Origin of the sequence: Clostridioides sp. ES-S-0054-01, assembly GCA_021561035.1 — a bacterium.
Classification (GTDB): Bacteria; Bacillota; Clostridia; order Peptostreptococcales; family Peptostreptococcaceae; genus Clostridioides.
On sequence record CP067346.1, the window covers coordinates 1,894,225 to 1,919,526 of the forward strand.

Here is a 25,302-nt window from a genome sequence, read left to right on the forward strand (position 1 = left end):
TTCAGGCCATGCCTTTTGTTCTGTAATACCTTTTTCTTTAGCTATTTTAATTGCAATTTCTCTTATCATTGCAGCGCCCTCTAATATTCCCATTTTTAATCTCCCTTCAAATATCTTTTTGTATAGAATATAAATAGTGCTAAGATTTATTACATGCTGCATATACAGTATCTATACAACACATAACTTATAAATTCCTTTTATTTTCATACGTCTTTAACCGACATATAATTATATTCAATAAGTTTTAAAATTATGAACTTAATTATAATTTTTTTTATTTTTTTAGAATCTAAACACTAAAAATTGTAGGTAAATTTGTCTTATGCCTTTACAAATATTTCTACAGTTTTAATTATTAGACATATCTATTTTTATTAGAAAAATAGTATAGAAATCAAGATTATCTCGATAAATACAGAGTTTTAAGGGATTTAGGAGAAAAAATTTTAAGAATTTACAATTATATTATAGCAAATGAAAGAATCTTATTTGTTGGAGCATGGTTTGTTAAGAGCCTGTTTCGGAAGAAATTCCATAAGATATTCTTGATAAATTATGTGGAAATAAGTATTATCTGCGAAATTAGAAAAGAAATGACTTTATAATTTATCCATGTTATAATTATTGATGAGAAATCAATAAATCGGAATGACTTTTGGAATTTAACAACACTAAGTAAGGAAAAAGTGAATGATTTTTGCAAGGAGGTGTTAATATCAGACAAGTAAAGTCTTTTGTTTTTCCAGTCATATGCTTAATATTCTTAGACCAAATTAGCAAATCTCTTATAGGATTATTCTTAATGGACTCTGAATTTGATATAATTGGAAAATTTTTAAGATTTAATCCTGTTCAAAATACAAATCTCTCTTATGGTGGAAATTTTATTGGGATTCTATCTAATTTATGGGTACTGATATTGTTTAACATTTTGGTTATCCTCATTATTGTATCTGGATATGCTTTTTACAAATCAAAAAATAAACAAACGAGCTATTCAGTAAAAGTAATTATATCTTGTGGGCTTGCTGGGGCAATATGTAGCTTGATAGATAAAGTATTTTGGGGAGGAAGTTTAGATTTTTTGCAGATACCAAGCTTTTTTATTTTTGATTTAAAGGACTGCTATCTTACTGTTGCAGAAATAATATTTGTTATCATAGGAATTTTGCATAATAGAGAAATATCAATGAAAGAATACATATATTTTTGCTATCGTCAGTTTAGAAGATAAATTCCAGTTTCAAGGTAAACTATTTAATTACAGCAAATGGCTGGCTCGCTTCAGCTGTTGATTATCTAACAAGAGAAGCTCAAAATATCGAATATGAAACACAGTTAATTTTGATTAAAAAGTTGACTGTCTTTTCTTTTGTAGAAATTTAAGCATAGGTGTAAATAAATGACTACATTTAAGTATTATGTTATAATTGGATGCAATAAAAAGCCAGCAAAGCCCACAAAATAGAGCTATGCTGGCAACATGATGAAATATTCTAAATAAAATTTTTATTTATCTGGAATTGTATATTTTTTCTATAATATTAACTACAGCGTACATTGCCCAAGCACAGATAGCCAATACAAATACTCCCATCATTACTAAATCTAACTTAAATACTTGAGAGCCATATACTATCAAGTAACCTATTCCATATCTTGAAACTAAAAATTCTCCAACGATTACACCTACCCATGCCATACCAATATTAATCTTAGTTAAATTTATTAAATTTCCTGTATTTGCAGGTAATATGAGTTTAAATAATATCTGAGACTTACTAGCTCCAAAACTCTTTAACATCTTAATTTTTTCTTCATCTATATTCATAAAATAATTATAAGCTGAAAGTATAGTAACAACAACAGAAATAGTTACTGCTGTTACGACGATTCCTTCTATTCCAGCACCTACCCAAACTATAATTATAGGAGCTAAAGCAGTCTTAGGAAGAGCATTTAAAACTACCAAAAATGGGTCCAATATTTTTGATAATTTTTCTGACCACCAAAGAGCAATTGCTACCAAAATACCTAAAACAGTCCCTATAACAAGACCAAGAATAGTTTCATATACAGATATTCCAATATGTTTAAATAATTGACCACTAAATGCATATTGAATAAATAAATTGTAAATATCACTTGGTTTGCTAAATAGAAATGTATTTATAACATTTAAGTCAGCTAAAAGCTCCCATACTACAATAAAACCGATTAGAATTAATAGCTGGTAGAATAATACATTTCTTTTTTCTCTTTTTACACCTTTAACATAGTTTATATATCCTTCAGATCTTTTATTAAGCCTCATGTGTATCTAGCTCCTTCCATAATATGTCGAAATACTTTTGAAAATCAGGAACTTTACGTGTTTTGAGAGGCGTTTTTGTTCCATCCATGTTAAGTTCAATATTATAAATACTTTTTATGGTAGCTGGTCTTTTAGATAGTATTGCAACCTTATCTGATATGCTTATTGCTTCTACTATAGCTAAAAAAGTGCAACTAATTGCTTAACTAAACAGAATTATCCATTTCAGCACCCATATAAACAATATTAAGATTTCCCAAACTACTATCCCAAACGATAAAATTAATAATAGTAGATAATAACAATCTCTTATCATCTAAACTGGCGTTATCAACTTCGTCATTAAATCTCTTTAAATTACTAACGATAATATCAAGATTAATACTTCCACTATTAATATTGACGTTACTAGATTCCAAAGTATTAATCTTATCCTTTAAAATACTAATCTCACTATTTAAGCTCTCAATTTGAGAAACTATATAATCAGAAGCACTGCTACTGGTATTTTTTGCAAGTTTTATAACTAAATTTTTAATAAACTTTTCTTTATCTAAAATTTGATTTTTAAGTAAATTAGTTTCAGATTTTAAAATATTAAAAACATTATCAGTTTTAATGTTATTACTATTAAATGAACTTATGATAGACTCCTCTTTACAATTTTTAATTTTATCTATAACTAAACTTTCAACTAATGGACCATTAAGGTTTTTGCAGTTACAACTATCAGCACCAAGTGTTTTTTTAGTGCCACAAATATAATAATATTTTAAATCTTTATCAGTTTTTTTACCTTTATAGGTAATTCTCATATTAGAACCACACTTACCACATTTTATAAGACCAGATAAAAGAGCAGTTTTTCCAGTTGCTATTCTTGGTGTCTTATCACGATTTTTATCTAGCTGATTTTGTACTTCAAGCCATATTTCGGGTTCTATAACTCCATGGTGTTTTGCAATTGCTGCTATTGAGTCAGACGTATTTTTAGCATATGTAAGGATTCCACATTTTCTATCTGGAGTGCCTACAACGTCCATACCATTATTTCTAAGATACTCTAAAATTTTATCATTAGCTTTTACGTATGCTGGATTTCTAAGTATTCTAGATAAAGAACTAGGGTCAAATTTACCACCACGAGAACCTCTTATTCCATTATGATAGACATATTTATATAACTTGGATAATGACCTAAGTTCTAAGTATTTATTGTATATTAGCTTTACAACCTCCATTTGTTCATTATTTACTTGAAGTTTATACATACTTCTTTCTTTTAAATTTTCATCTAAAAATGTGATTTTTTCACTGTTAAATCCATGAGGAGTATTGCCCCCAAGCCATCTACCACTACGAGCTAGTTCATACATATTATCTTTTATACGTTCTGCTATTGTCTCTCTTTCTAGTTGAGCAAATACACTTGATATAAACATCATAGCTCTTCCCATTGGAGTTGAAGTATCAAATTGCTCTTTGATAGATATAAATGATATGTTTAGTTCATTTAATTTTTCTATTAAAGTCGAGAAGTCAGATACATTTCTCGATATTCTATCTAATCTATAGCAAACTAAATAATTGAATTTCTTATCTTTAGCATCCTGCATCATTTTTTTAAATTGTGGTCTATCTATATTACTGCCACTAAAACCCTCATCTTCATATATCAAAAAATCTTTTATACCAATAGACTTTGTATAATCCATACATAATTGTATTTGATTTTCTATAGATTCACCTTTTCCAGTAAATCTTGATTTTCTTGAATAAATTGCAGCTTTCAAAATTAAAACCTCCTATAAATTAGGATATATATTTGAAATTATTTATATACAGCCTTTCAAGTAAACTTATTAGAATGAATTTATTAATTAGGCAAATTTATATAATTCTACTTTTTATAATATATGACTATTTATTTTATTTCTTTACTATTCAAGTTTTAAATCAATAATAAATTTTGATACTTAATTGTATCAGGACAAATCTCTAATTTCATAGATTAATATAAAATCGTAGTTTACTATGAAAAAGTTAAAATTTAAATATTTTAAGTGATAATTCTTTGAAACTAATAGTTATAACAAAAATTTATAGGGGGCTTGCATATGGAAATCAATGTTATAGAGATTTTTCCTAAAGATGAAGCTAAACTTAATGAAATAGAAATGGCTAAAGCTAGTTGGTTTGTAAATATAATAGGTAAAAAATACCCTAAAGAAGTTTTAGATAAAGCATTTAGTACTTTAGAAAAAGAATTAAATATAAGTAAAGCTGATACATAAGCTTTGATTATTGATTTTATATACTATTGACTTGACATTATATTAATCAAATAGTATATTTTTAAATATAGCACAATGAGGTGTTAAAAGAGCAATGGAGCTCCATAGATAAAGTCTATGGAGCTTTTTTGTATATTTAACTTAAGGAGGATAGAAATTTGAATAACTTTGAGATTAAAACAAGAATAAAATTTGGAGAAGGTTCACTGAAAGCTTTACAAGAATTAAAAAACAAAAACGTATTAATAATAACGGACCCATTTATGGTTAAATCAAAAACAATAGATAAAATAACATCTAACTTAGTAAATTCAACGTATCAAGTTTTTGAAGAAATAGTACCAGACCCGCCAATAGAAATAGTAGTAGCGGGAATAGAAGCATTTAAATCTATAAATCCAGATGTAATAATAGCTTTAGGTGGTGGTTCTGCAATAGATGCAGCAAAATCTATAATGGATTTTTCTAAAAAAATATTAAAAACTAACGAAGTAGAATTTATAGCAATACCAACAACAAGTGGAACAGGTTCAGAAGTAACATCATTTGCCGTAATAACGGACAGTCAAAAGAAATGTAAGTATCCATTAGTAAGTGATGATTTACTTCCAGACATGGCAATACTAGACCCAGAACTTGTAAAAACTGTACCGAACTTTATAACAGCAGATACAGGTATGGATGTATTAACACATGCCATAGAAGCTTATGTATCTACAAATTCTAATGACTTCTCAGACGCACTAGCTGAAAAAGCCATAAAGTTAGTATTTAAATACTTAATAAAAGCATATAAAGATGGAAATGATATAGAAGCTCGAGAAAAAATGCACAATGCATCTTGTTTAGCAGGTATGGCATTTAACCAAGCATCACTTGGTATAAATCATTCTATCGCACATGTATTAGGAGGAAAATTCCATATACCACATGGAAGAACAAACTCTATATTACTTCCTCATGTAATAGAATATAATTCATCAATAGTAGGATATACTAATACAACTTACTCAGATACAGCTAAAAAATATGCACAAATAGCAGAATTAGTAGGACTTGGGAATGGTAATATAAGAATAGCTGTTAGAAATTTAGTAAATGAAATAAAGAAACTACAAAAAGAAATGAATATGCCAACTAAATTGACACAGTGCAAATTAAGTTTAGAAGATGTAACTAACGAAGAAAGAGAAATAGCAAAACTTGCTATAAAAGATTCTTGTACATTAACTAATCCTAAAGTTCCAACTGAGGATGATATAATAAACATATTAAATAATATTAAATAACTATATTTTATTACATGTAAACATAATATTATACAAGTAGGGAAAATGTTTTTAAAAATATAAATTATATATTGACAAATATAAAACATAAAACTATAATGAAAGTATCACAAAGGCGTGATACTTTATGTAGAAAGCAATGGAGCTTCTTAGGAATATTAATATTATTCTTATGAAGCTTCTTTTATTTTAAGCAAATAACTTTTTAGTAAACTATATTTAAAGAAAGCAGGGAATAAATTTGACTGAAGAATCTAAGCAAAGAGTTATTCAAGAATATGTTCCTGGAAAGCAGGTTACATTAGCACATATAATAGCTAACCCTAATGAAGATATATATAAGAAGTTAGGATTAGTACTTGATAAAAAAGATGCAATAGGAATACTTACAATAACACCAAGTGAAGCATCAATAATAGCAGCAGACGTTGCCACAAAAGCTTCAAATGTATCTTTAGGTTTTATAGACAGATTTAGTGGTTCTGTAGTAATATCAGGTGATGTAAGTTCTGTAGAATCAGCGTTAAACGATGTTTTAGAAGTCTTAGGAAATATGTTAAACTTTTCATCTACAAAAATAACAAGGACATGATGTACAATGAAGAATATAATATTTATGGGAAAGACAGGTAGTGGCAAAACTACCTTATGTCAAAAACTAGACCAGTTAGAATTGAAATATAAAAAAACTCAGTCAGTAGAACTTTATAATAATGCAATAGACACTCCTGGTGAGTATATGGAAAATAGAAGCCTATACAATGCCTTAATAACAACATCAGCAGATGCTAAAATTATAGCAATAGTGTATGATGCTACACAAGAAGAAAATTATATAGCACCAGGTTTTGCAAGTATGTTTTGTAAAGATGTAATAGGGATTATAACTAAAATAAATAAAGCTACTGAAAACGAGGTAAATATAGCTTACGAAAGACTATCACTAGCAGGAGCAAGTCAAATCTTTAAAATAGACACAGTTGATGATATAGGACTTGAAAAATTATTTAAATATCTAGAAAAATCTAAAAATATAGAGGAAATTTAAGGGAAAATATTTTTTTACTCAAAAATATGATAAAAATATGATAAAATAAAAAATATATAAACTATTCTAAGAAGATTTAATCTTTAAGTGAGGTAGGAACATGGGGAAAAAAATACTATTGGTTGATGATGAACCACTGTTAAGGATGGATACAAAAGATATACTAGAAAGTCATGGCTATGAAATAATAGGAGAAGCAAGTGATGGATTTGAAGCTGTTGAAATGTGTAAAATACACAAACCTGATTTAGTTATAATGGATATAGAAATGCCAATATTTGATGGGATAAAGGCAGGCAAAATAATATGTAAAGAAAATCTAGCTGGTGGAGTACTTTTATTAACTTCATTTGAAGATAAAGAATATGTAGAAAAGGCCAAAAGTATAGGTGCTTATGGATACTTAGTAAAGACAGCAAGTGAAAAATCACTTATACCAACTATAGAAATGTGTTTAAATAAGGTGAATGAATTTGAAAAAATGAAAAAGGATTTAGAAAAGGTAAATTCTAAATTGAATGAAAGAAAATTGGTAGAAAGAGCAAAAGGTATACTTATAAGAGAGTTTAAAATTTCTGAGGATGAAGCATACACTAGAATAAGAAAATTAAGTATGGATAAAAGAACTACAATGATGGAAATTGCCAAAATGATTATAATAGGATACGATGACTAATACGATAAAAAAAATAGCAACTACACAAACATACTTAAATAACAATGAAATTGAAAAAATTATAGAAGTATCAAAATCCTTAGATTTAATGGCTTCCTTTTATGAGGCTGATGTTTTTATAGATGTATTAAGTAAAGTTGATGATGAAGCAATTGTTGTGGCACATAGTAGACCTAAAGAAAAGTCAGTGTACTGTGAAAATGTTATAGGCAAAAAGGCTCTACTTGAAAATGAACCAGGAGTTATAAAGTGCTTAAAAACAGGAGAAAGAGTAAGAGATATAAAAGCTTTAACACAAGAATATAAACTGGTTAAACAAAATATTCAGCCAATAACATTGGATGACAAAGTTTTAGCAGTATTAATAGTTGAAAAAGATATAAGTAGTGAAGTTAAGAATGAGTTTAACACTAGTGAAGATGAAGAAAATAAGAATTTGCATCAGTTTATAAAACTAATAGGAAATAATGATTTTTTAGTTGATAATTTAAATTCAGCTATACTCATATTTGATAAAAATGGAAAATTAAAAATTAAAAATCGTATTGCAACTGAGATATATAAAAATCTTGGATTTGAATGTGATATACAAGATATGCATTATAACGACTTGTATATAGAGACTAAATTATTTGAAGATATATTAATGGATGAAAATTATGATGAGACAAATGAAGTTTCAATAGGTAATATGTTTTTCAAAATAAAAACCATGTACATCAAAGATGATGAATTTAAGGTTTGTAAAATAGTACAAGATATAAGTGATTTAAAGAGAAAAGAAGAAGAATTAGTTTTGAAAACAGTAGCTATAAGGGAAGCTCATCATAGGGTAAAAAATAATCTTCATACAGTAATATCTATAATAAAAAAACAAAGTAGATTATCTCAAAACGACGAGGTTAAACAGTGTTTAGATAATATAATAAACAGAGTATTTGCAATACTTTCGACTCATTATTTATTATCTAAGGAAGTGGATAATAATATATCTATACGAGAAGGTATCAATTTATTAGTGTCAAATATTCAAGGCGGGTATTTATTTAGTAAAGATATAGATATACGTATAACAGGTGAAGATTTTAAAATTAGTGGAGAGAAAGCAACAGCAATACTTTTGGTTATAAATGAAATACTACAAAATTGTTATGACCATGCCTTTACTGGTAGGGAATATGGTAGTATACAAATATTAATAAACAAAGATAGTGATTCGAGAAACATTGCCATTATAGATGATGGAGTTGGATTTGATAGTGACAATATAAATAAAAATAGTTTAGGGACATATATAATAGATAGTTATATAACACAAATGTTAAAGGGCAGTATAAGTAGAAAAAGTAGTAAAAGTGGTACAGAAGTATTAATTACTATACCTACACAAATTAATATTTAAATAATAACTCATCTACAAAGTGGTAGTTTTAATTGAGCAAAGAGGCTTAAGGTTATTAATAGATTAAGTTAGTTGAATGTATTTATAAAAATTATAAGTATATATTCAATTTAACAGATATTTATTATAACTTTGAGCCTCTTTGCTTGTTTAAGACATACTTAAATTTTAGGAGGTGAGAAAATGAGAGAAGAGTTATTAAGTGTTGGTATTGACATTGGAACAAGTACTACTCAGTTGATTTTTTCTAAATTAATAGTAGAAAATACTGAATCAAATTTTTCGGTACCTAGAATAAGTATAGTAGACAAAGAAATTATTTATAAAAGTAAAGTTTATTTCACTCCTCTTATTTCAAATAATGAAATAAACGGTCAACAGATAAAAGATATAGTTGAAAATGAATATAAAAAAGCAAATATATCTAAAGTGGACATACATACAGGAGCAGTAATAATAACTGGTGAAACAGCTAGAAAAGAAAATGCAAATGATGTACTTCATACTTTAAGTGGATTTGCTGGAGACTTTGTTGTTGCAACAGCAGGACCTGATTTAGAAAGTATAATATCAGGAAAAGGAGCTGGAGCTCATATCTATTCAAAAGAACATTCAACTACAATTGTAAATATAGACATAGGTGGGGGAACTAGTAATATAGCTTCATTTAAAAGGGGAGAAGTAACTGATACTGGGTGTTTGGATATAGGTGGAAGGCTTATAAAGATAGATAAAATAAGTAAAAAAATAACTTATATATCACCTAAAATAGATAAAATCATAAAAGATAATAATTTAAATCTTCAGGTAGGTACAGTGGCTACAGTAGAAAATACAAAGCCAATAGTTGACATAATGGTTGATTTATTAATGGAAAGCATAGGATTAAAAAAACAGACACCTTTGTTTGATTTTATAATAACCAATAAGTCAATAAGTGTAGATGAAAATATTAAAAATGTTTCATTCTCTGGTGGAGTAGCTGATTATATTTACTACGATGGAGAAATAAATGATTATTTTGAATATGGTGACTTGGGAATTTTACTGGGGCAAGCAATAAAAAATTGCGAATACCTTAAAAAAGTAAATGTAGTTAAATCCATGGAAACAATAAGAGCCACAGTAGTTGGAGCAGGTTCTCATACTACTGAAGTAAGTGGAAGTACAATAACTTATACTAGCGAAAAGTTTCCACTTAAAAACTTGCCAGTTTTAAAATTGTCAATTGATGAAGAAACAGGTACTTCAAAACAAATCAGTGAAGCTATAAAAAACAAACTTAACTGGTTTAAGCTAGAAAATGATTTACAGAAAGTTGCTATAGCTATGATAGGAAAGAAAAATCCAACCTTTTTAGATATACAAGAGTATGCTAAAGGTTTTGTAGATGGAATGCAACAAATCCTAGAAAATGATTTACCTTTTATAGTAATCGTTGAAAATGATATGGCAAAAGTATTAGGTCAAGCAATCTATGCATTATTAAATTATAAAAAAGAGATTGTTTGTATAGACAGTGTCAAGGTTGAAAATGGAGACTATATCGACATTGGAAAACCTATAGTTGAAGGTAAAGTTTTACCTGTGGTAATAAAAACATTAGTTTTTAATTAATAGAAGGAGGTAAGTAAATGATTTTAAAGACAAAATTATTTGGACGTACTTATCAGTTTAAAAGCTTATATGATGTAATGGCTAAAGCTAATGAAGAAAAATCAGGAGATAAATTAGCAGGTCTTGCAGCAGAATCAGCTGAAGAAAGAATAGCAGCAAAAGTTGTTTTATCACACATAAAGTTGGAGGATATAAGAAATAATCCTGCAGTAGCATATGAGGAAGATGAAGTAACAAGAATAATACAAGATGCTGTAAATGAAAAAGTTTATGAAGAGATAAAAAATTGGACAGTATCTGAATTTAGAGAGTGGATATTAGATTCAAATACTACAAGTCTTGATATAAGAAGAATATCAAGAGGATTAACTTCTGAAATGATAGCAGCAGTTGCAAAATTAATGTCAAATATGGACTTAGTTTATGCAGCTAAAAAGATAAAGGTTACTGCTCATTGTAATACAACTATAGGAGAACAAGGAACATTATCAGCAAGACTTCAGCCTAATCATCCAACGGATGACCCAGATGGAATACTTGCATCGCTTCTTGAAGGTTTAACTTTTGGTATAGGAGATGCAGTACTTGGATTAAACCCAGTTGATGACTCTGTTGAAAGTGTTACTAAAGTATTAAAGAGATTTGAAGAAGTAAAACAAAAATATCAAATACCAACTCAAACATGTGTATTAGCACACGTTACTACACAAATGGAAGCAATAAGAAATGGTGCTCCTGCAGATTTAATCTTCCAATCTATAGCAGGTTCTGAAAAAGGAAATGAAGCATTTGGATTTAATGGCGATACCCTAGAAGAAGCTAGAAAGCTAGCTTTAAAACATGGTACAGCTACAGGACCTAATGTTATGTATTTTGAAACTGGACAAGGTTCAGAATTATCTTCAGAAGCACATCATGGAATAGACCAGGTTACTATGGAAGCTAGATGTTATGGATTTGCTAAAAAGTATGAACCATTCTTAGTGAATACAGTTGTTGGATTTATAGGACCTGAGTACTTATATGATGCTAGAGAAGTTGTAAGAGCAGGGCTTGAAGACCATTTTATGGGTAAATTACATGGATTACCAATGGGTGTTGATGTTTGTTACACTAACCATATGAAGGCTGACCAAAATGATATGGAAAACTTAGCTATACTATTAACAACAGCAGGATGTACGTATTTTATGGGAATACCTCATGGAGATGATGTTATGCTTAACTATCAAACAACAGGATACCATGAAACAGCATCACTTAGAGAAATGTTTGGACTAACAGCAATAAAAGAATTTGATGCTTGGATGGAAAAGATGGGATTCTCTAAAGGTGGTAAGTTGACAGAGTTAGCGGGAGACGCATCTGTATTATTAGGATAGGAGGTATTTAGTATGAATGAGAAGGATTTAAAAGCATTAGTAGAACAGTTAGTTGGACAAATGGTTGGAGAATTAGATACTAATGTTGTATCTGAAACTGTTAAAAAAGCAACTGAAATTGTAGTAGACAACAATGCTTGTATAGATGATATAACAGAAGTTGATATAAGAAAGCAATTACTAGTAAAAAATCCTAAGGATGCAGAAGCTTATTTAGATATGAAAGCAAAAACACCTGCAAGATTAGGTATAGGAAGAACTGGTACTAGATATAAAACAGAAACAGTTTTAAGATTTAGAGCAGACCATGCTGCTGCACAAGACGCTGTATTCTCTTATGTAGATGAAGAATTTATAAAAGAAAATAATATGTTTGCAGTAGAAACTTTATGTAAAGATAAAGATGAATATTTAACAAGACCAGATTTGGGAAGAAAATTTTCTCCAGAAACTATAAATAATATAAAATCTAAATTTGGTACAAATCAAAAGGTTTTAATATTAGTGGGAGATGGACTTAGTTCAGCTGCGATAGAAGCAAATTTAAAAGACTGTGTACCAGCTATAAAACAAGGTCTAAAAATGTATGGTATAGACTCAAGTGAAATTTTATTTGTTAAACATTGTAGAGTAGGTGCTATGGACCACTTAGGTGAAGAATTAGGTTGTGAAGTTATCTGTATGTTGGTTGGAGAAAGACCAGGATTAGTTACGGCTGAATCAATGTCAGCATATATAGCGTATAAGCCATACATAGGAATGGCAGAAGCAAAGAGAACAGTTATATCAAATATTCACAAAGGTGGAACAACTGCAGTTGAAGCAGGTGCTCATATAGCTGAACTTATAAAAACTATGTTAGATAAAAAAGCTTCAGGAATAGACCTTAAATAAAGTCGAGGGAGTGTAGAATATGAAAAACGATGTAATTCGTCCTAATATACTAGGAATTAAAATAATTTCGAATATAAGTCCAGAAATGGCGCAAAAACTAGAACTAAAATCACATCATAAAAGTTTAGGTTTAATAACTGCAGACTGTGATGATGTTACGTACACAGCTCTTGATGAAGCAACAAAAGCTTCAGAAGTTGATGTTGTATATGCAAAATCAATGTATGCAGGTGCTGCAAATGCTTCAACAAAACTTGCTGGTGAAGTTTTAGGAATAATAGCAGGACCAAGTCCAGCTGAAGTAAGAAGTGGTCTAAATGCAGTAGTTGATTTTCTAGAATATGGAGCAACTTTTATAAGTGCAAATGATGATGATTCAATAGCATATTATGCTCACTGTGTATCAAGAACAGGTACATACCTTTCAGAGGTAGCAGGAATAAGAGAAGGTGAGGCATTAGCTTATTTAGTAGCACCACCACTTGAAGCAATGTATGCTCTAGATGCAGCAATGAAGGCTGCAGACGTTAAGATGTGTGAATTATTTGCACCTCCAACTGAAACAAACTTTGGTGGAGCATTACTTACAGGTTCTCAATCGGCTTGTAAAGCAGCATGTGATGCATTTGCAGAAGCAGTAAAATCAGTTGCAGACAATCCAACAGGATTTTAGGATAGTTAGATGGATGCTATAGGCTTAATAGAAGTAATAGGATATGTTGCTGCAATAGAAGCTTCTGATGCTTGTTTGAAATCTGCAAATGTTAATATTGTAAGAATTGATAAGGTTGGAGCGGGTATTGTTACTTTAACAATATGTGGAGACGTTGGTGCTGTAAAATCTGCTCTAGAAGCAGGTGAAATTGCAGCTTCTCGAGTTGGTACATTAAGAACATCACATATTATACCAAGAATCCATAATGAAGTAACAGATGCTTTATTTAAAAATAAAGAACCTAAAGTCTGTGAAGTTTCAGAAGATAAAGAGAAAAACTTTGAAATTACATTAGAAATAACTGATAATGTATCGAAAAGTTTATTGGAAAAAAATAATGTAATTTTAGATGTCACTGGGAATAGTGAAAATAATGATGAAAAACTATATAGTGACGTAAATAAAATTAACAAAGAAATTGAAATAGTTGATAATAGTTTAACTGAAATTAATGAAGAAAAAATAGAAAATACTAATGATAATAAAGAAGTATTAGAACAAGTTAAAATAGAAAATTCTGATTTTGATAGAGATGATTTATCAAAGAACAGCGTGAAAAAACTTAAAGCTATGGCTAAGAAATTAGACTCTTCAATAACTTATAAAGATTTAAATGTTCTTAAAAAAGAAGAATTGATAAACTTAGTTAAAAATCTTAGCAGAGGGGATAGATAGTTATGACACTTTTAGATAAAGATTTAGTATCTATACAAGAAGTCAGAACTCTTGTAAAAAGAGCTAAAGTGGCTCAAGAAAAACTTTCTAAAATGAGCCAAGAGCAAATAGATAAAATAGTGAAGTCTGTTGCAGATGCAGCATTTAACAATGCTACTAAATTAGCTAAAATGGCAAATGAAGAAACTGGATTTGGAAAATGGGAAGATAAAGTAATTAAAAATACTTTTGCATCTATGGGAGTTTATGAAACTTTAAAAGATACAAAAACTATTGGAATAATTAGGGAAGATAAAGAAGCAAATACAATAGATATAGCTACACCAGTTGGAGTTGTAGCAGGTCTTATACCTTCAACAAACCCTACATCAACAGTAATATACAAAACTATAATATCTTTAAAAGCAGGAAATACTATAGTTTTCTCTCCACATCCAAATGCAAAAAAATGCATACTTGAAACAGTTAATATAATAAGTGAAGCAGCTATAAAGGCTGGAGCTCCAGAGGATTCAATATTATGTATAACTAACCCAAGTATAGTTGGAACGAATGAATTAATGAAACATAAAGATACAAACTTAATATTGGCAACTGGAGGAGAAGCAATGGTTAGAGCTGCTTACTCTTCGGGAACACCAGCTATAGGAGTTGGACCTGGAAATGGACCAGCGTTTATAGATAAATCGGCAAATGTTAAGTTGGCAGTTAAAAGAATTATAGATTCTAAAACTTTTGATAATGGTGTTATATGTGCATCAGAACAATCTATAGTAATAGAAAAATCTATGGAAGAAACTGTTTTAAAAGAACTTAAAAATCAAGGTGCATATGTTTTAAATGAAGAGGAAAGCGAAAGATTGGCAAAATTCATATTAAGAGCCAATGGTACTATGAATCCACAAATAGTTGGAAAGAGTGTTGAGGTAATAGCAAATTTAGCAGATTTAACAAATGTGCCTAAAAATACAAAGGTCTTAGTTGCAAGAGAAAATAAAGTTGGTCATAATGTAGCCTATTCAAGAGAAAAACTCACACCAATACTAGCGTTCTATGTTGAAGAAAATGTAGAGGCTATTATGAATAGATGTAGAGAAATATTGTTAAATGAGGGTGCAGGTCATACATTCTCAATGCATGCAAATGATGAAGAGTTGGTAAAGAGATTTGCTCTTAACATGCCAGTATCAAGAATACTTGTGAATACTCCTTCAGCACTTGGAGGAATAGGTGCATCAACAAACCTTGTACCAGCATTAACACTTGGTTGTGGTGCAATAGGTGGAAGTTCAACTTCAAACAATGTAGGTCCACTTGATTTAATAAATGTTAAAAGAATAGCTTATGGAGTCAAAGAAATAGAAGAACTTGGAAGAGATAAATCTCAAGTTGAAAAATCAATGTTTGACTCAATGGATAAAGAAGAATTAATAAATCTTCTAGTTCAAAGATTAGTCAAAGAACTAGCATAACTAAAATAAACAATGAAACTTATAGCTATAACTATAAATTTCTAAAATATAAACTATATAAAACTATAAAATTAAATTTTTGGAGGATAAGATTATGGCAAGTGCAAACGCATTAGGAATGATAGAAACTAAAGGATTAGTAGGAGCAATAGAAGCAGCAGATGCAATGGTTAAAGCTGCAAATGTACAATTAGTAGGAAAAGAACAAGTAGGTGGAGGATTAGTTACTGTAATGGTAAGAGGAGATGTTGGAGCTGTTAAAGCTGCTACAGATGCAGGAGCTGCAGCTGCTGAGAGAGTTGGAGAACTAATATCAGTTCATGTTATACCAAGACCACACTTTGAAGTAGATGCTATATTACCAAAAGTATCAGCTGAGTAATATAAAAGTAATTTTAAAATTTAAATTTTGATTAAAAAAGAGGCTATCTCAAAAATGAGTCTTACTAATAAACTCAATGTATTTTGAGGTAGTCTTTTTTATACATCTAATAGGAGATGTGATAAAATGGGTGTTTTAACAGAAAATGAAGTAAAAAGAAAACTTGGAAAAAACAAAGATAATATAACTGAATTCTATATAGAAAAAGGTCAAATAATAACTCCTTCTGCAAAATCTTATTTAGCTGAGAGAAGTATTGAACTTAAATATGTTGATAAACTTTCAGATATAAATAATGAACCTAAGGAAGTTATAAAAGAAGTAGTTAAAGAGAAAACATATAAATATACTACTGTGTTTGGTGCTAAACTAGATGAAAAACCAGAACATATGACTCAATTAAATGGAAATCTTTTAGTCTTTAAAGACCATAAAAGAATAATACTAAGAGGTAAAATCGACTCTCTTGAATCAGAAATACTAAAAGCACAGATTCTTTGTCAAAAACTAGGTATGCCAAAACTTGTTAAGGAATTACAAGAAGTATTAGACTTTGTAAGAAATATAATGAGATGTGAAGTTTTGGAAGAGAAACTAGAAGACTTTAAACTTTTAGGGTTAACTCCACAAGAACTTAGAGAACAATCTCACTATCCTAAAAAATATTTTGGCATAGGACACGAATTCCCAAGTTATGAAATGGGAGAGGTAGTAGTAGCTATAAACAGTATAAGAAGTAATACACGAGAGGTTGAACTTGCAGCTTATGAAGCATTTAAAGGTGAGTATGGAAATGTTCACAGAGAAGATTTAATAAAAGCGCTTAATAGATTATCATCAGTATTTTGGATAATGATATATAAAGTTAGAACTAATAAGTATAAGTAGTTGGAGGACACAATGGAGAGTCTATTAAATGAAATAGTAGAAGAAGTAATAAATAGAGTTAAAAAAGAAGCATTCATAGAAGTTGAAGCATCAGGAAGACACGTTCATTTAAGTAGAGAAGATGTAGATAAACTATTTGGAGAAGGATATACTCTTACAAAATTAAAAGACTTATCTCAACCAGGTCAATATGCTTGTAAGGAAAGAGTTACAATAACTGGTCCTAAAGGAAGTATAAAAAATGTAGTTGTACTTGGACCATGTAGAAATGAAACTCAGGTAGAAATATCTTTAACAGATGGTTCAACTCTTGGATTAAAAGCTCCTATAAAACAAAGCGGAGACTTAGAAGGTACTTTAAGTATTAAAATATCAACACAACATGGTGAAGTTGAACTTGACAAGGGGTTAATGGTTGCTAAAAGACATATACATATGACTCCTAGTGATGCTGAAAAATTCAATGTATGTGATAAAGAAATAGTTGAAGCTAAAGTTATGGGTCAGAGACCTTTAACATTTGATGATGTAGTAATAAGAGTTAGTGACAGCTTTAAAACTTACATGCATATAGATTATGATGAGGCCAATGCATGTGGTTATTCTAAGGGAACTGTTGCTAAAATAATAAAGAAAGCATAAATTTAACCTACTATATAGATTACCTCTAGGGAGGATTTAATATGAATTATGATAACCTTGTAGATTTAATAATGGAAGAAATCTATAAAAAAATAAACAGTAATGAACTAAAAGTATCTAATAAACCTAAGGCTGTGATTGTATTTGAACAAGACAACAATAAATTTAACTTATTAAAAGATGAATTTGAAATAGTAGAATTTGATAAAAGTATAAAAGAATGTGAAATAGTGATAGTTTCAAGACTTTGTATGAGAGGATTATCAAATATAGCACTTGGAAATTCAACAAGTGAGGAAGAAAGATTTATACTAAAAATGATTATGAAGGGCAAAAAGGTATATGTCCTAGATGAAGGAATTGAATATAAAAAATATAAGGATACTGCACCAAAAGCACTATATAAGAAATTTATGTCATTTGAAGATGAAATGTGTAAATTTGGTGTAGAAATTATAAAAGACTTAAATACTATAACTAAAAATAAGTTAAGTATAAAAAATGAAGTATCAAGTGCTATAGTTTCTAAAAGAGAAAATACAGAAGTTTTAAATAAAGATACTGTAAATTTAACCAGTGTAGAAAGTATGAAAATAGATAATGAATTTAGTTTAGATTTAAGAAATAAAAAACTTATATCAGAAGCTGACTTAAGAAAACCAACTATAAATGGGGTCAAAAACATACTAGTTAATAAAAAAAGTATAATAACACCATTAGCTGTAGATTTTATGAGAATACACCATCTCAAACTAAAGAGAGTGTAAGGAGGTAATTTTATGGATATAGGAAAAGTTGTAGGTAATGTTTGGGCCACAAGAAAAGATGAAAAATTATGTGGTCAAAAACTTTTAGTTGTAAAAATTTTAAAAACTAAAGACACGTACAAGGAAGGCTTCATGGTTGCAGCCGATAATGCAGGAGCAGGAAATGGAGACTTAGTTCTTATATCCAAAGGTTCCTCAGCTAGAGAATCGATCGAAAAAGCTCATGTTCCAGTAGATGCAACTATAGTTGGAGTAGTCGATTCATTTGAGGTGTTTGATGAATAAAAGTATAGGAGCTATAGAGTTTAAAAGTATTGCTAAAGGTATAGAAGTATCCAACGAAATGGTAAAGAAATCTTCAGTTGATGTATTGTACTTAAAAAGTATTTGTCCAGGTAAATTTTTAATAATAGTAGGTGGAGAAACTTCTTATGTAAATGAATGTGTAGACTATGGAATAAAACTTGGAGAAGGATATATTGTAGATAACTTTGTAATAAATGCAATTTCTAAAGAAATATTAGATGGATTTAAAAATAAGTACCAAGAGTTAGATAATATAGTCTCTATAGGCGTTGTCGAAAGTAGTAAAGTATGCGCTGGAATAAAAATGCTTGATAAGACTTTAAAATCAGGCGACTTAGTATTAGTAAAACTTCAATTATCTTTTGCTATAGGAGGAAAATTAGTATATATAGTAGCAGGGGATTTAAGTAGTCTAGAATATGCATTAAAAGAAAGTGAAAATGTAGTAAGAGAAAAGGAAGTAATATATAAGACTGTAATATCATCAGTAGACAGTCAAATAATAAAAAGTCTAATAAAATAATGGGGGGAATTATGAGTATAAACGAAATTATAATCTATGTAATGGTAGTCTTCATGGTACTTGGAGCTATAGATAAATGTATAGGTAACAAATTTGGTCTTGGAGAACAATTTGAAGAAGGTATAATGGCAATGGGTTCACTTGCAGTTGCAATGGTTGGTGTTATATGCCTAGCTCCAGTGCTTGCTAATGTATTAAGACCAGTTGTAGTACCAGTATTTGATATGCTTGGAGCTGACCCAGCTATGTTTGCTGGAAGTTTATTAGCTAATGATATGGGTGGTGCACCACTGGCACTTGAACTTGCCAAAGACCCTAATGCTGGGTTATTTGGTGGATTAATAGTAGGTGCTATGATGGGACCTACAATAGTATTTATAATACCAGTTGCACTTGGAATAATCGAAAAAGAAGACCAAAAATTCTTAGCAACAGGAATACTTGCAGGGATAATAACAATACCTATTGGAGCATTCGTTGGTGGATTAGTTGCAGGATTTGAAGTAATGATGGTTCTTAGAAATTTAATACCAATAATAATATTTGCAGTAGTTATAGCACTTGGATTATTGAAATTTGAAAATGCTATGATAAAAGGATTCACATATTTTGGAAAAGGTGTAGTAATAGTTATAACTTTAGGACTTGCTGCAGCAATAGTTGAAGCTTTAACAGGAATCGTTGTAATACCTGGAATGAAACCAATAGGTGAAGGTATAAAAATAGTTGGAGATATAGCAATAGTTTTAGCAGGAGCATTCCCATTAGTATTTGTTATAACGAAGGTATTTAATAAACCATTAATGGCTTTAGGAAAAGTTCTTGGAATGAATGACGTATCAGCAGCAGGGCTTGTTGCAAGTTTAGCCAACTGTATACCAATGTTTGGTATGATGAAAGATATGGACAATAGAGGAAAGATAATAAACGTAGCATTTTCTGTATCAGCAGCATTCGTATTTGGAGATCACTTAGGATTTACAGCAGGATTTAATGCTAATATGATAACACCAATGATAGTTGCTAAATTAGTCGGTGGTATAACAGCAGTATTATTAGCTATGGTTATCGCAAATAAGACACTAAAAAAGGAGAATGCATAAGATGGATATAGCAAATATAGATAAAAATTTAATTGAAACATTAGTAAGACAAATAATAGAAGAAAAAATAAATGGAACTAAAGATACTGTAGACTTTGTTAGAAATAAAGATGTTAGTGGAATCACTTCTATAAAATTACCAACTGTAAAGGTTAGTGAGTCTGATAGATTAGATACAGGAAACCCAAGTGATGTAGTTTACACAAAAGATTTATTTACATTAGAGGAAAGCCCAAGATTAGGCTGTGGCATGATGGAAATGAAAGAAACAACTTTTGACTGGACTCTAAACTATGATGAAATAGATTATGTAATAGATGGAACTTTAGATATAATAATAGATGGAAGAAAGGTTTCTGCTTCTTCAGGTGAGTTAATATTTATACCAAAAGGAAGCAAGATACAATTTTCTGTACCTGATTATGCTAGATTTATATATGTAACATATCCAGCAGATTGGGCATCTCAAAATTAACAAGAAACTAAATTAAGTTAATAATAATCAAATAAATAATTTAAAACACAAACTATCAATAATTAGGGGTGTCTCAAACTGAGCTTTTTAGTTCATGAGGCACTCTTTTTGTATGAAATCAAATATATTTTCATAATTTCAACAATAAGAAGCTTATCTCTATTTAAGACAACCCTTTTTAATTATGAAGAGTGTTAGACTTTAGGCGTGCTTTTTCTATATTTACTAGGAGACATATTATATTTTTTATTAAACAATCTAATAAAATGCTCTACATTTGGGTAACCAACATTGTTGCTAATATCAGCAATAGGAATATTTGTGTTAATTAACAAACTTTCAGCTCTTTCAAGTCTAATTCTTTGTAATAATTGAGTAAAATTACAACCGGTAATTTCTTTAATAATCTTAGAACAATAAGGTGTAGAAAAGTGGAATTCATTAGCAAGTTTTTCTAAAGTTATATCAACATAATTATCTTGGATATAAGTAAGAATATTTGTGTGTTTTAAATTATCTTTCTTCGTCATATCAGGAACTTCTATACTATCTTCATAGTCTCTAAGTAACTTTGCAAAAAACACCATTATTAAATGATTAAGTATACTATTGTAATACCTATCTTGTTTATTATATTCTGAAAACATCTCTAAAATAGATATTTCTATTGATTTATCATCATTTGTATGAAAAAGAATATAGTCATTTTGCTTGTCTTTATAAATACTATTTAAAAAGAAGGAGGAAAGTAAATTGTTATTTCTTAAAAAATCAAAGAAAGCATCTTCAAAAGTACTCCTACGTATTAATACATTGATAATAATACTATCATCAAATACTCCTATAGAATGTTTTACTCCAGGTGAAACTATACAAATATCCCCTTCTTTCATATGTATGCTATGATGACTAATTACCTGGTGGCACTTACCTGATAAAACATAAATCATTTCAAAGAATATATGCTCATGCATAAATTGAGGTGTGTAGCGATTATGTTTTATAAGTATAACGTTATCCTTACTATTATGCTCAAAATAAGTTTCATCTCTCATAAGTTGAGGAATCTTTTCATTATAAATATATGGAATAATTAGATTATTATTAGCTATGTAATCCTCATTTAAATTATCAATAAATAGCTTTAGTGATTCTGGATTTTGCTTTGCAAAATAATAATTTTTATAAAATAATTCAGATTCATTGTAAATATAAAGACTTTGAAATAATTTAGTTAAACTCATAAAATCTCCTTCACCTTTAGGATTGTTAAATATAAAATAAAAATATCATAAATATAAAAATAAATCAATTAAATTGGTTAAAAACGACAATAGTACAAGCGTTTTCTAAAGGATATAATGATATTAAGTCATTAGAAATAATAAAAACGACAAAATAAGGAGGATTATAAAATGACTACTTTAGAAGTTGTTAATGAAAAGAATGGACCAGGAATTTGGCGTCAAAGAATAGGCTATGGGTCATCTGACTTGGCTTGCAACTTAATTTGGCAAATGATATCGTTATATCTTCTATATTTTTACACAGATGTTATGGGATTAAGTGCAGTGGCAATAAGTTTTATGTTTATTGTCACAAGGGTAATTGATGGAGTTACAGATTTATTGGTTGGTTATTGTATAGATAAAACAAATACTCGTTGGGGTAAATCAAGACCGTATTTCCTATTTGGTGCAGTGCCATTTGCATTGTTTTCAGTACTAGCATTTAGTGTTCCAGATATATCGTTAAATGGAAAGTTAATTTATGCTTATGTTACATATATTGGATTATCTTTAACTTATACTATAGTAAACATTCCAATGGCTTCAATATTACCAAGTTTAACAGATGACACTAACGAGAGAACAGCATTATCAACATCAAGAAAATTCTTTGGATTCTTAGGTTCAACAATAGTAAGCTATAGTGCTTTAAATTTGGTAGCAAAGTTTGGGGGAACTGATGAAGCTCTAGGGTTTAGAGTAGTTATGATGCTATTTGCATTTATAGGATGTGCAATATTCTTATTTACTTTCTCAAATGTAAGAGAACGTGTTGAAATAAAATCTGAAAATGTAACCTTATCCCAAACTATAAAATCATTAAAAGAAAATAAACCTTGGAAATTATTTGCTTTAAACATATTATTCATGTGGACTGGATTCTTTATTCAATCTAGTGCATTAATATATTACTTCTCATACAATGTTGGAAGCAAAACTTTGGCAACAACAGTAGCTACAATTATGTCAATGGTACCAATACTTGCAAACTTCTTAGTACCAATTTTAGCTAAAAGATTAGGAAAACGTAATCTATACATAACTTCAGCAGCAGTACAATTTATAGGTCTAGGAATAATACTAATAGCTAATTTAAATACAAGTTTAATTATAGCAGGCTCTATAGTTTCTGCTTTTGGTTATGGAATAAAAGAAAGTATATATTTCTCAATGCAAGCTGACCCTGTTGATTATGGAATTTGGAAAACAGGGGTAAATACAACTGGAACATTAAACTCAATAAATGGATTTTTAGGAAAATGCGCACAAGCTATATCAGGTGGGTTAGGTGGAGCACTTCTAGCTTGGGGTGGATACATAGCTAAAGCAGAAGTTCAACCAGCAAGTGCATTAGTAGCAATTAAAGTAATGTATGTTTATATTCCAATGGCACTTTTAATATGCTCAATGATAACTATGAAATTTTATGACTTAGATAAGCAGTATCCTAAAATAAAAGCAGATTTAGATGCGAGAAATAAATAATAGTGACGCAATTAAGGAGAAAAAATATGTCTGGTATTACAAATAGTATAAAAGATTTCAGAATGGAGATTAATCAAGATTTCATAGATAAAGCAGAAAGACTAAAACCAAACCTTATAGAGAAATTAGTTAAACCTAAGCAAATTGTTAATATTAAAATGGGTAAAAATGATTGGGAAGTTGTAGATACAAAATCAATAAATGAGTTATCTAATATAAGTTTAGGCAAGGGTGAGAGCATTTGTATTGACTTTGGAAATCACCAAGTGGGATATGTAAGCTTTAAAATAAAGCCAGTAGGTAGCCCACCAGATGCACCTGCCCATTTAAGAATTAAATTAGGAGAAACACTATGTGAAATAGGAGAGGATAGTTCAACTTACAAAGGAAGTATAAGTGGTAGCTGGATTCAAGAAGAGACTATGCATATAGATATTTTACCTGATAAAATTAATATGAAAAGAAGATATGCATTTAGGTATTTGGAAATAAAGGTATTAGATACATCTCCTAAGTATAAAGTAATAGTAGAAGATGTGTATTGTAATTTTGTATCATCAGTGGATATGTCAGAGATAAATTATTTATCAAATATTGATGATGACTTAATTCAAATAGATAAAATAGCTTTGAAAACTATGCAAGATTGTATGCAAACTGTTTTTGAAGATGGTCCAAAACGTGATAGACGCCTTTGGATAGGAGATTTAAGGCTACAAGCTATAACAAATTATGAAACTTTTAAAAATAATGATTTAGTAAAAAGATGTTTATATCTTTTCGCAGGGTTAACTCAAAATAGAGGTCAAGTAGGAGCATGTTTGTTTATAGAACCTAAATTATTAGTGGATGATACTGCTTTATTTGACTATTCATTATTCTTTATATCATGTTTATATGACTATTATGAGGCAACTAAGGATATGGAAGTTTTAAAAGAATTATGGAAAGTTGCATACATTCAAGTTCAGTTAGCTTTAGAAAGAGTTGGAATTAATGGTGTGGTTTATGATAGTAATGATTGGTGGTGTTTCTTAGATTGGAAAGAGGGATTAAACAAACAGGCAGGGGCACAAGGAGTATTAATATATACTTTAAAACAAGCTCATAAGTTAGCTGTAATATTAGGCGATAATGAAAAAAAAGAAGAGCTTGAGTATGAAATAGACAGAGTGGTTCAAGGTGCTAAAAATCATTTATGGGATGAAAAACAAGGATTCTTTGTAAGTGGCAGTGAAAAGCAAGTTTCTTGGATATCTCAAATATGGTGTGTTCTTGCTGATGTATTTGATAAAGAAACAAATACAAAGATATTAGATAACTTATTAAATAATCCACCTGATGTGGATATAGTTACTCCATATGCATATCATCATCTAGTTGAATGTTTAATATTAAATAATAGAAAAGAAAAAGCCCTTGAATGTATAAGAGGTTATTGGGGTGAAATGGTTAAGGATGGAGCTGATTGTTTCTGGGAGCTATATAATCCAAACGATAAGTTTGTATCTCCTTATGGTTCAAGGATAATAAACAGCTATTGTCATGCCTGGAGTTGTACACCGTCTTATTTTATAAGAAAATATTTTGTATAGATTGCAGAATAAATAAGAAACTTTTCCAATAGTTTCCTTTATTGATTGAAATAAAAGTTAATATGG

The 25,302-nt window shown here is 29.4% G+C and carries 26 protein-coding genes; 23 read left to right on the forward strand and 3 right to left on the reverse strand.

The window, feature by feature from the left end; genetic code table 11:
• Positions 1–700: 700 nt before the first annotated feature.
• A complete protein-coding gene (locus JJC02_09140; GenBank protein ID UDN56289.1) occupies positions 701–1,237 on the forward strand; it encodes a signal peptidase II in 537 nt (178 codons plus the stop codon).
• Positions 1,238–1,516: 279 nt separating this feature from the next.
• Here the strand turns inward: JJC02_09140 and JJC02_09145 are convergent, their stop codons facing one another.
• Complete coding sequence (locus tag JJC02_09145; protein UDN56290.1) at positions 1,517–2,317, reverse strand: ABC transporter permease; 801 nt, start codon at positions 2,315–2,317, stop codon at positions 1,517–1,519.
• Between the two features lie 206 nt (positions 2,318–2,523).
• On the reverse strand, positions 2,524–4,110 hold the full coding sequence (locus JJC02_09150) for a recombinase family protein (GenBank protein UDN56291.1): 1,587 nt from the start codon (positions 4,108–4,110) through the stop codon (positions 2,524–2,526).
• Positions 4,111–4,434: 324 nt separating this feature from the next.
• Between JJC02_09150 and JJC02_09155 the strand changes: the two genes are divergently transcribed.
• The 20 genes from JJC02_09155 to JJC02_09250 all read left to right on the forward strand — a co-directional run bounded on the left by JJC02_09155 (position 4,435) and on the right by JJC02_09250 (position 20,867).
• The gene (locus JJC02_09155) at positions 4,435–4,611 is read left to right on the forward strand and encodes a hypothetical protein (protein UDN56292.1); all 177 of its coding nucleotides are present in this window, start codon (positions 4,435–4,437) and stop codon (positions 4,609–4,611) included.
• 158 nt (positions 4,612–4,769) lie between these two features.
• Positions 4,770–5,900, forward strand: a complete 1,131-nt coding sequence (locus JJC02_09160; GenBank protein UDN56293.1) for an iron-containing alcohol dehydrogenase — start codon at positions 4,770–4,772, stop codon at positions 5,898–5,900.
• Between the two features lie 241 nt (positions 5,901–6,141).
• Positions 6,142–6,492, forward strand: coding sequence for a BMC domain-containing protein (locus tag JJC02_09165; GenBank protein UDN56294.1), 351 nt, complete (start codon positions 6,142–6,144; stop codon positions 6,490–6,492).
• A 6-nt stretch (positions 6,493–6,498) separates the two neighbouring features.
• On the forward strand, positions 6,499–6,948 hold the full coding sequence (locus JJC02_09170) for a EutP/PduV family microcompartment system protein (GenBank protein ID UDN56295.1): 450 nt from the start codon (positions 6,499–6,501) through the stop codon (positions 6,946–6,948).
• Between the two features lie 100 nt (positions 6,949–7,048).
• On the forward strand, positions 7,049–7,624 hold the full coding sequence (locus tag JJC02_09175; GenBank protein UDN56296.1) for a response regulator: 576 nt from the start codon (positions 7,049–7,051) through the stop codon (positions 7,622–7,624).
• Positions 7,617–9,026 (forward strand): histidine kinase N-terminal domain-containing protein, encoded by a 1,410-nt coding sequence (locus JJC02_09180; GenBank protein ID UDN56297.1) that lies wholly within the window; start codon positions 7,617–7,619, stop codon positions 9,024–9,026. Before JJC02_09175 ends, JJC02_09180 begins: the two co-directional genes overlap by 8 nt.
• Positions 9,027–9,209: 183 nt before the next feature.
• Positions 9,210–10,643 (forward strand): ethanolamine ammonia-lyase reactivating factor EutA, encoded by a 1,434-nt coding sequence (eutA, locus tag JJC02_09185; protein ID UDN56298.1) that lies wholly within the window; start codon positions 9,210–9,212, stop codon positions 10,641–10,643.
• A 17-nt stretch (positions 10,644–10,660) separates the two neighbouring features.
• Positions 10,661–12,025: an ethanolamine ammonia-lyase subunit EutB gene (locus JJC02_09190; GenBank protein ID UDN56299.1), complete on the forward strand. Its 1,365-nt coding sequence runs from the start codon at positions 10,661–10,663 to the stop codon at positions 12,023–12,025.
• 12 nt (positions 12,026–12,037) lie between these two features.
• Entirely contained in the window at positions 12,038–12,919 is an 882-nt protein-coding gene (eutC, locus tag JJC02_09195; protein UDN56300.1) for an ethanolamine ammonia-lyase subunit EutC, read from the forward strand.
• Positions 12,920–12,938: 19 nt separating this feature from the next.
• Positions 12,939–13,592 (forward strand): ethanolamine utilization microcompartment protein EutL, encoded by a 654-nt coding sequence (gene eutL, locus JJC02_09200; GenBank protein ID UDN56301.1) that lies wholly within the window; start codon positions 12,939–12,941, stop codon positions 13,590–13,592.
• A gap of 9 nt (positions 13,593–13,601) precedes the next feature.
• Entirely contained in the window at positions 13,602–14,309 is a 708-nt protein-coding gene (locus tag JJC02_09205; protein UDN56302.1) for a BMC domain-containing protein, read from the forward strand.
• 2 nt (positions 14,310–14,311) lie between these two features.
• The gene (locus tag JJC02_09210) at positions 14,312–15,781 is read left to right on the forward strand and encodes an acetaldehyde dehydrogenase (acetylating) (protein ID UDN56303.1); all 1,470 of its coding nucleotides are present in this window, start codon (positions 14,312–14,314) and stop codon (positions 15,779–15,781) included.
• A gap of 94 nt (positions 15,782–15,875) precedes the next feature.
• The gene (gene eutM, locus JJC02_09215; GenBank protein UDN56304.1) at positions 15,876–16,163 is read left to right on the forward strand and encodes an ethanolamine utilization microcompartment protein EutM; all 288 of its coding nucleotides are present in this window, start codon (positions 15,876–15,878) and stop codon (positions 16,161–16,163) included.
• 126 nt (positions 16,164–16,289) lie between these two features.
• Positions 16,290–17,051, forward strand: coding sequence for a cobalamin adenosyltransferase (locus JJC02_09220; protein ID UDN56305.1), 762 nt, complete (start codon positions 16,290–16,292; stop codon positions 17,049–17,051).
• A gap of 12 nt (positions 17,052–17,063) precedes the next feature.
• Positions 17,064–17,693, forward strand: a complete 630-nt coding sequence (locus JJC02_09225) for a phosphate propanoyltransferase (GenBank protein ID UDN56306.1) — start codon at positions 17,064–17,066, stop codon at positions 17,691–17,693.
• A gap of 41 nt (positions 17,694–17,734) precedes the next feature.
• Entirely contained in the window at positions 17,735–18,460 is a 726-nt protein-coding gene (locus JJC02_09230; GenBank protein UDN56307.1) for a TIGR02536 family ethanolamine utilization protein, read from the forward strand.
• Positions 18,461–18,472: 12 nt separating this feature from the next.
• Positions 18,473–18,745: a EutN/CcmL family microcompartment protein gene (locus tag JJC02_09235; GenBank protein ID UDN56308.1), complete on the forward strand. Its 273-nt coding sequence runs from the start codon at positions 18,473–18,475 to the stop codon at positions 18,743–18,745.
• Positions 18,738–19,289, forward strand: coding sequence for a BMC domain-containing protein (locus JJC02_09240; protein ID UDN56309.1), 552 nt, complete (start codon positions 18,738–18,740; stop codon positions 19,287–19,289). Before JJC02_09235 ends, JJC02_09240 begins: the two co-directional genes overlap by 8 nt.
• 11 nt (positions 19,290–19,300) lie before the next feature.
• Positions 19,301–20,392, forward strand: a complete 1,092-nt coding sequence (eutH, locus tag JJC02_09245) for an ethanolamine utilization protein EutH (protein ID UDN56310.1) — start codon at positions 19,301–19,303, stop codon at positions 20,390–20,392.
• Between the two features lies 1 nt (position 20,393).
• Entirely contained in the window at positions 20,394–20,867 is a 474-nt protein-coding gene (locus JJC02_09250) for a DUF861 domain-containing protein (protein ID UDN56311.1), read from the forward strand.
• 194 nt (positions 20,868–21,061) lie between these two features.
• On the opposite strand, the gene JJC02_09255 is transcribed toward JJC02_09250, so the two are convergent.
• Positions 21,062–22,111, reverse strand: coding sequence for a helix-turn-helix domain-containing protein (locus JJC02_09255; GenBank protein UDN56312.1), 1,050 nt, complete (start codon positions 22,109–22,111; stop codon positions 21,062–21,064).
• 171 nt (positions 22,112–22,282) lie between these two features.
• On the opposite strand from JJC02_09255, the gene JJC02_09260 reads away from it, so the two are divergent.
• Together JJC02_09260 and JJC02_09265 are read left to right on the forward strand one after the other, a co-directional pair.
• Positions 22,283–23,641: an MFS transporter gene (locus JJC02_09260; protein ID UDN56313.1), complete on the forward strand. Its 1,359-nt coding sequence runs from the start codon at positions 22,283–22,285 to the stop codon at positions 23,639–23,641.
• A 26-nt stretch (positions 23,642–23,667) separates the two neighbouring features.
• Positions 23,668–25,236, forward strand: coding sequence for a sugar hydrolase (locus JJC02_09265; GenBank protein UDN56314.1), 1,569 nt, complete (start codon positions 23,668–23,670; stop codon positions 25,234–25,236).
• Positions 25,237–25,302: the final 66 nt, after the last annotated feature.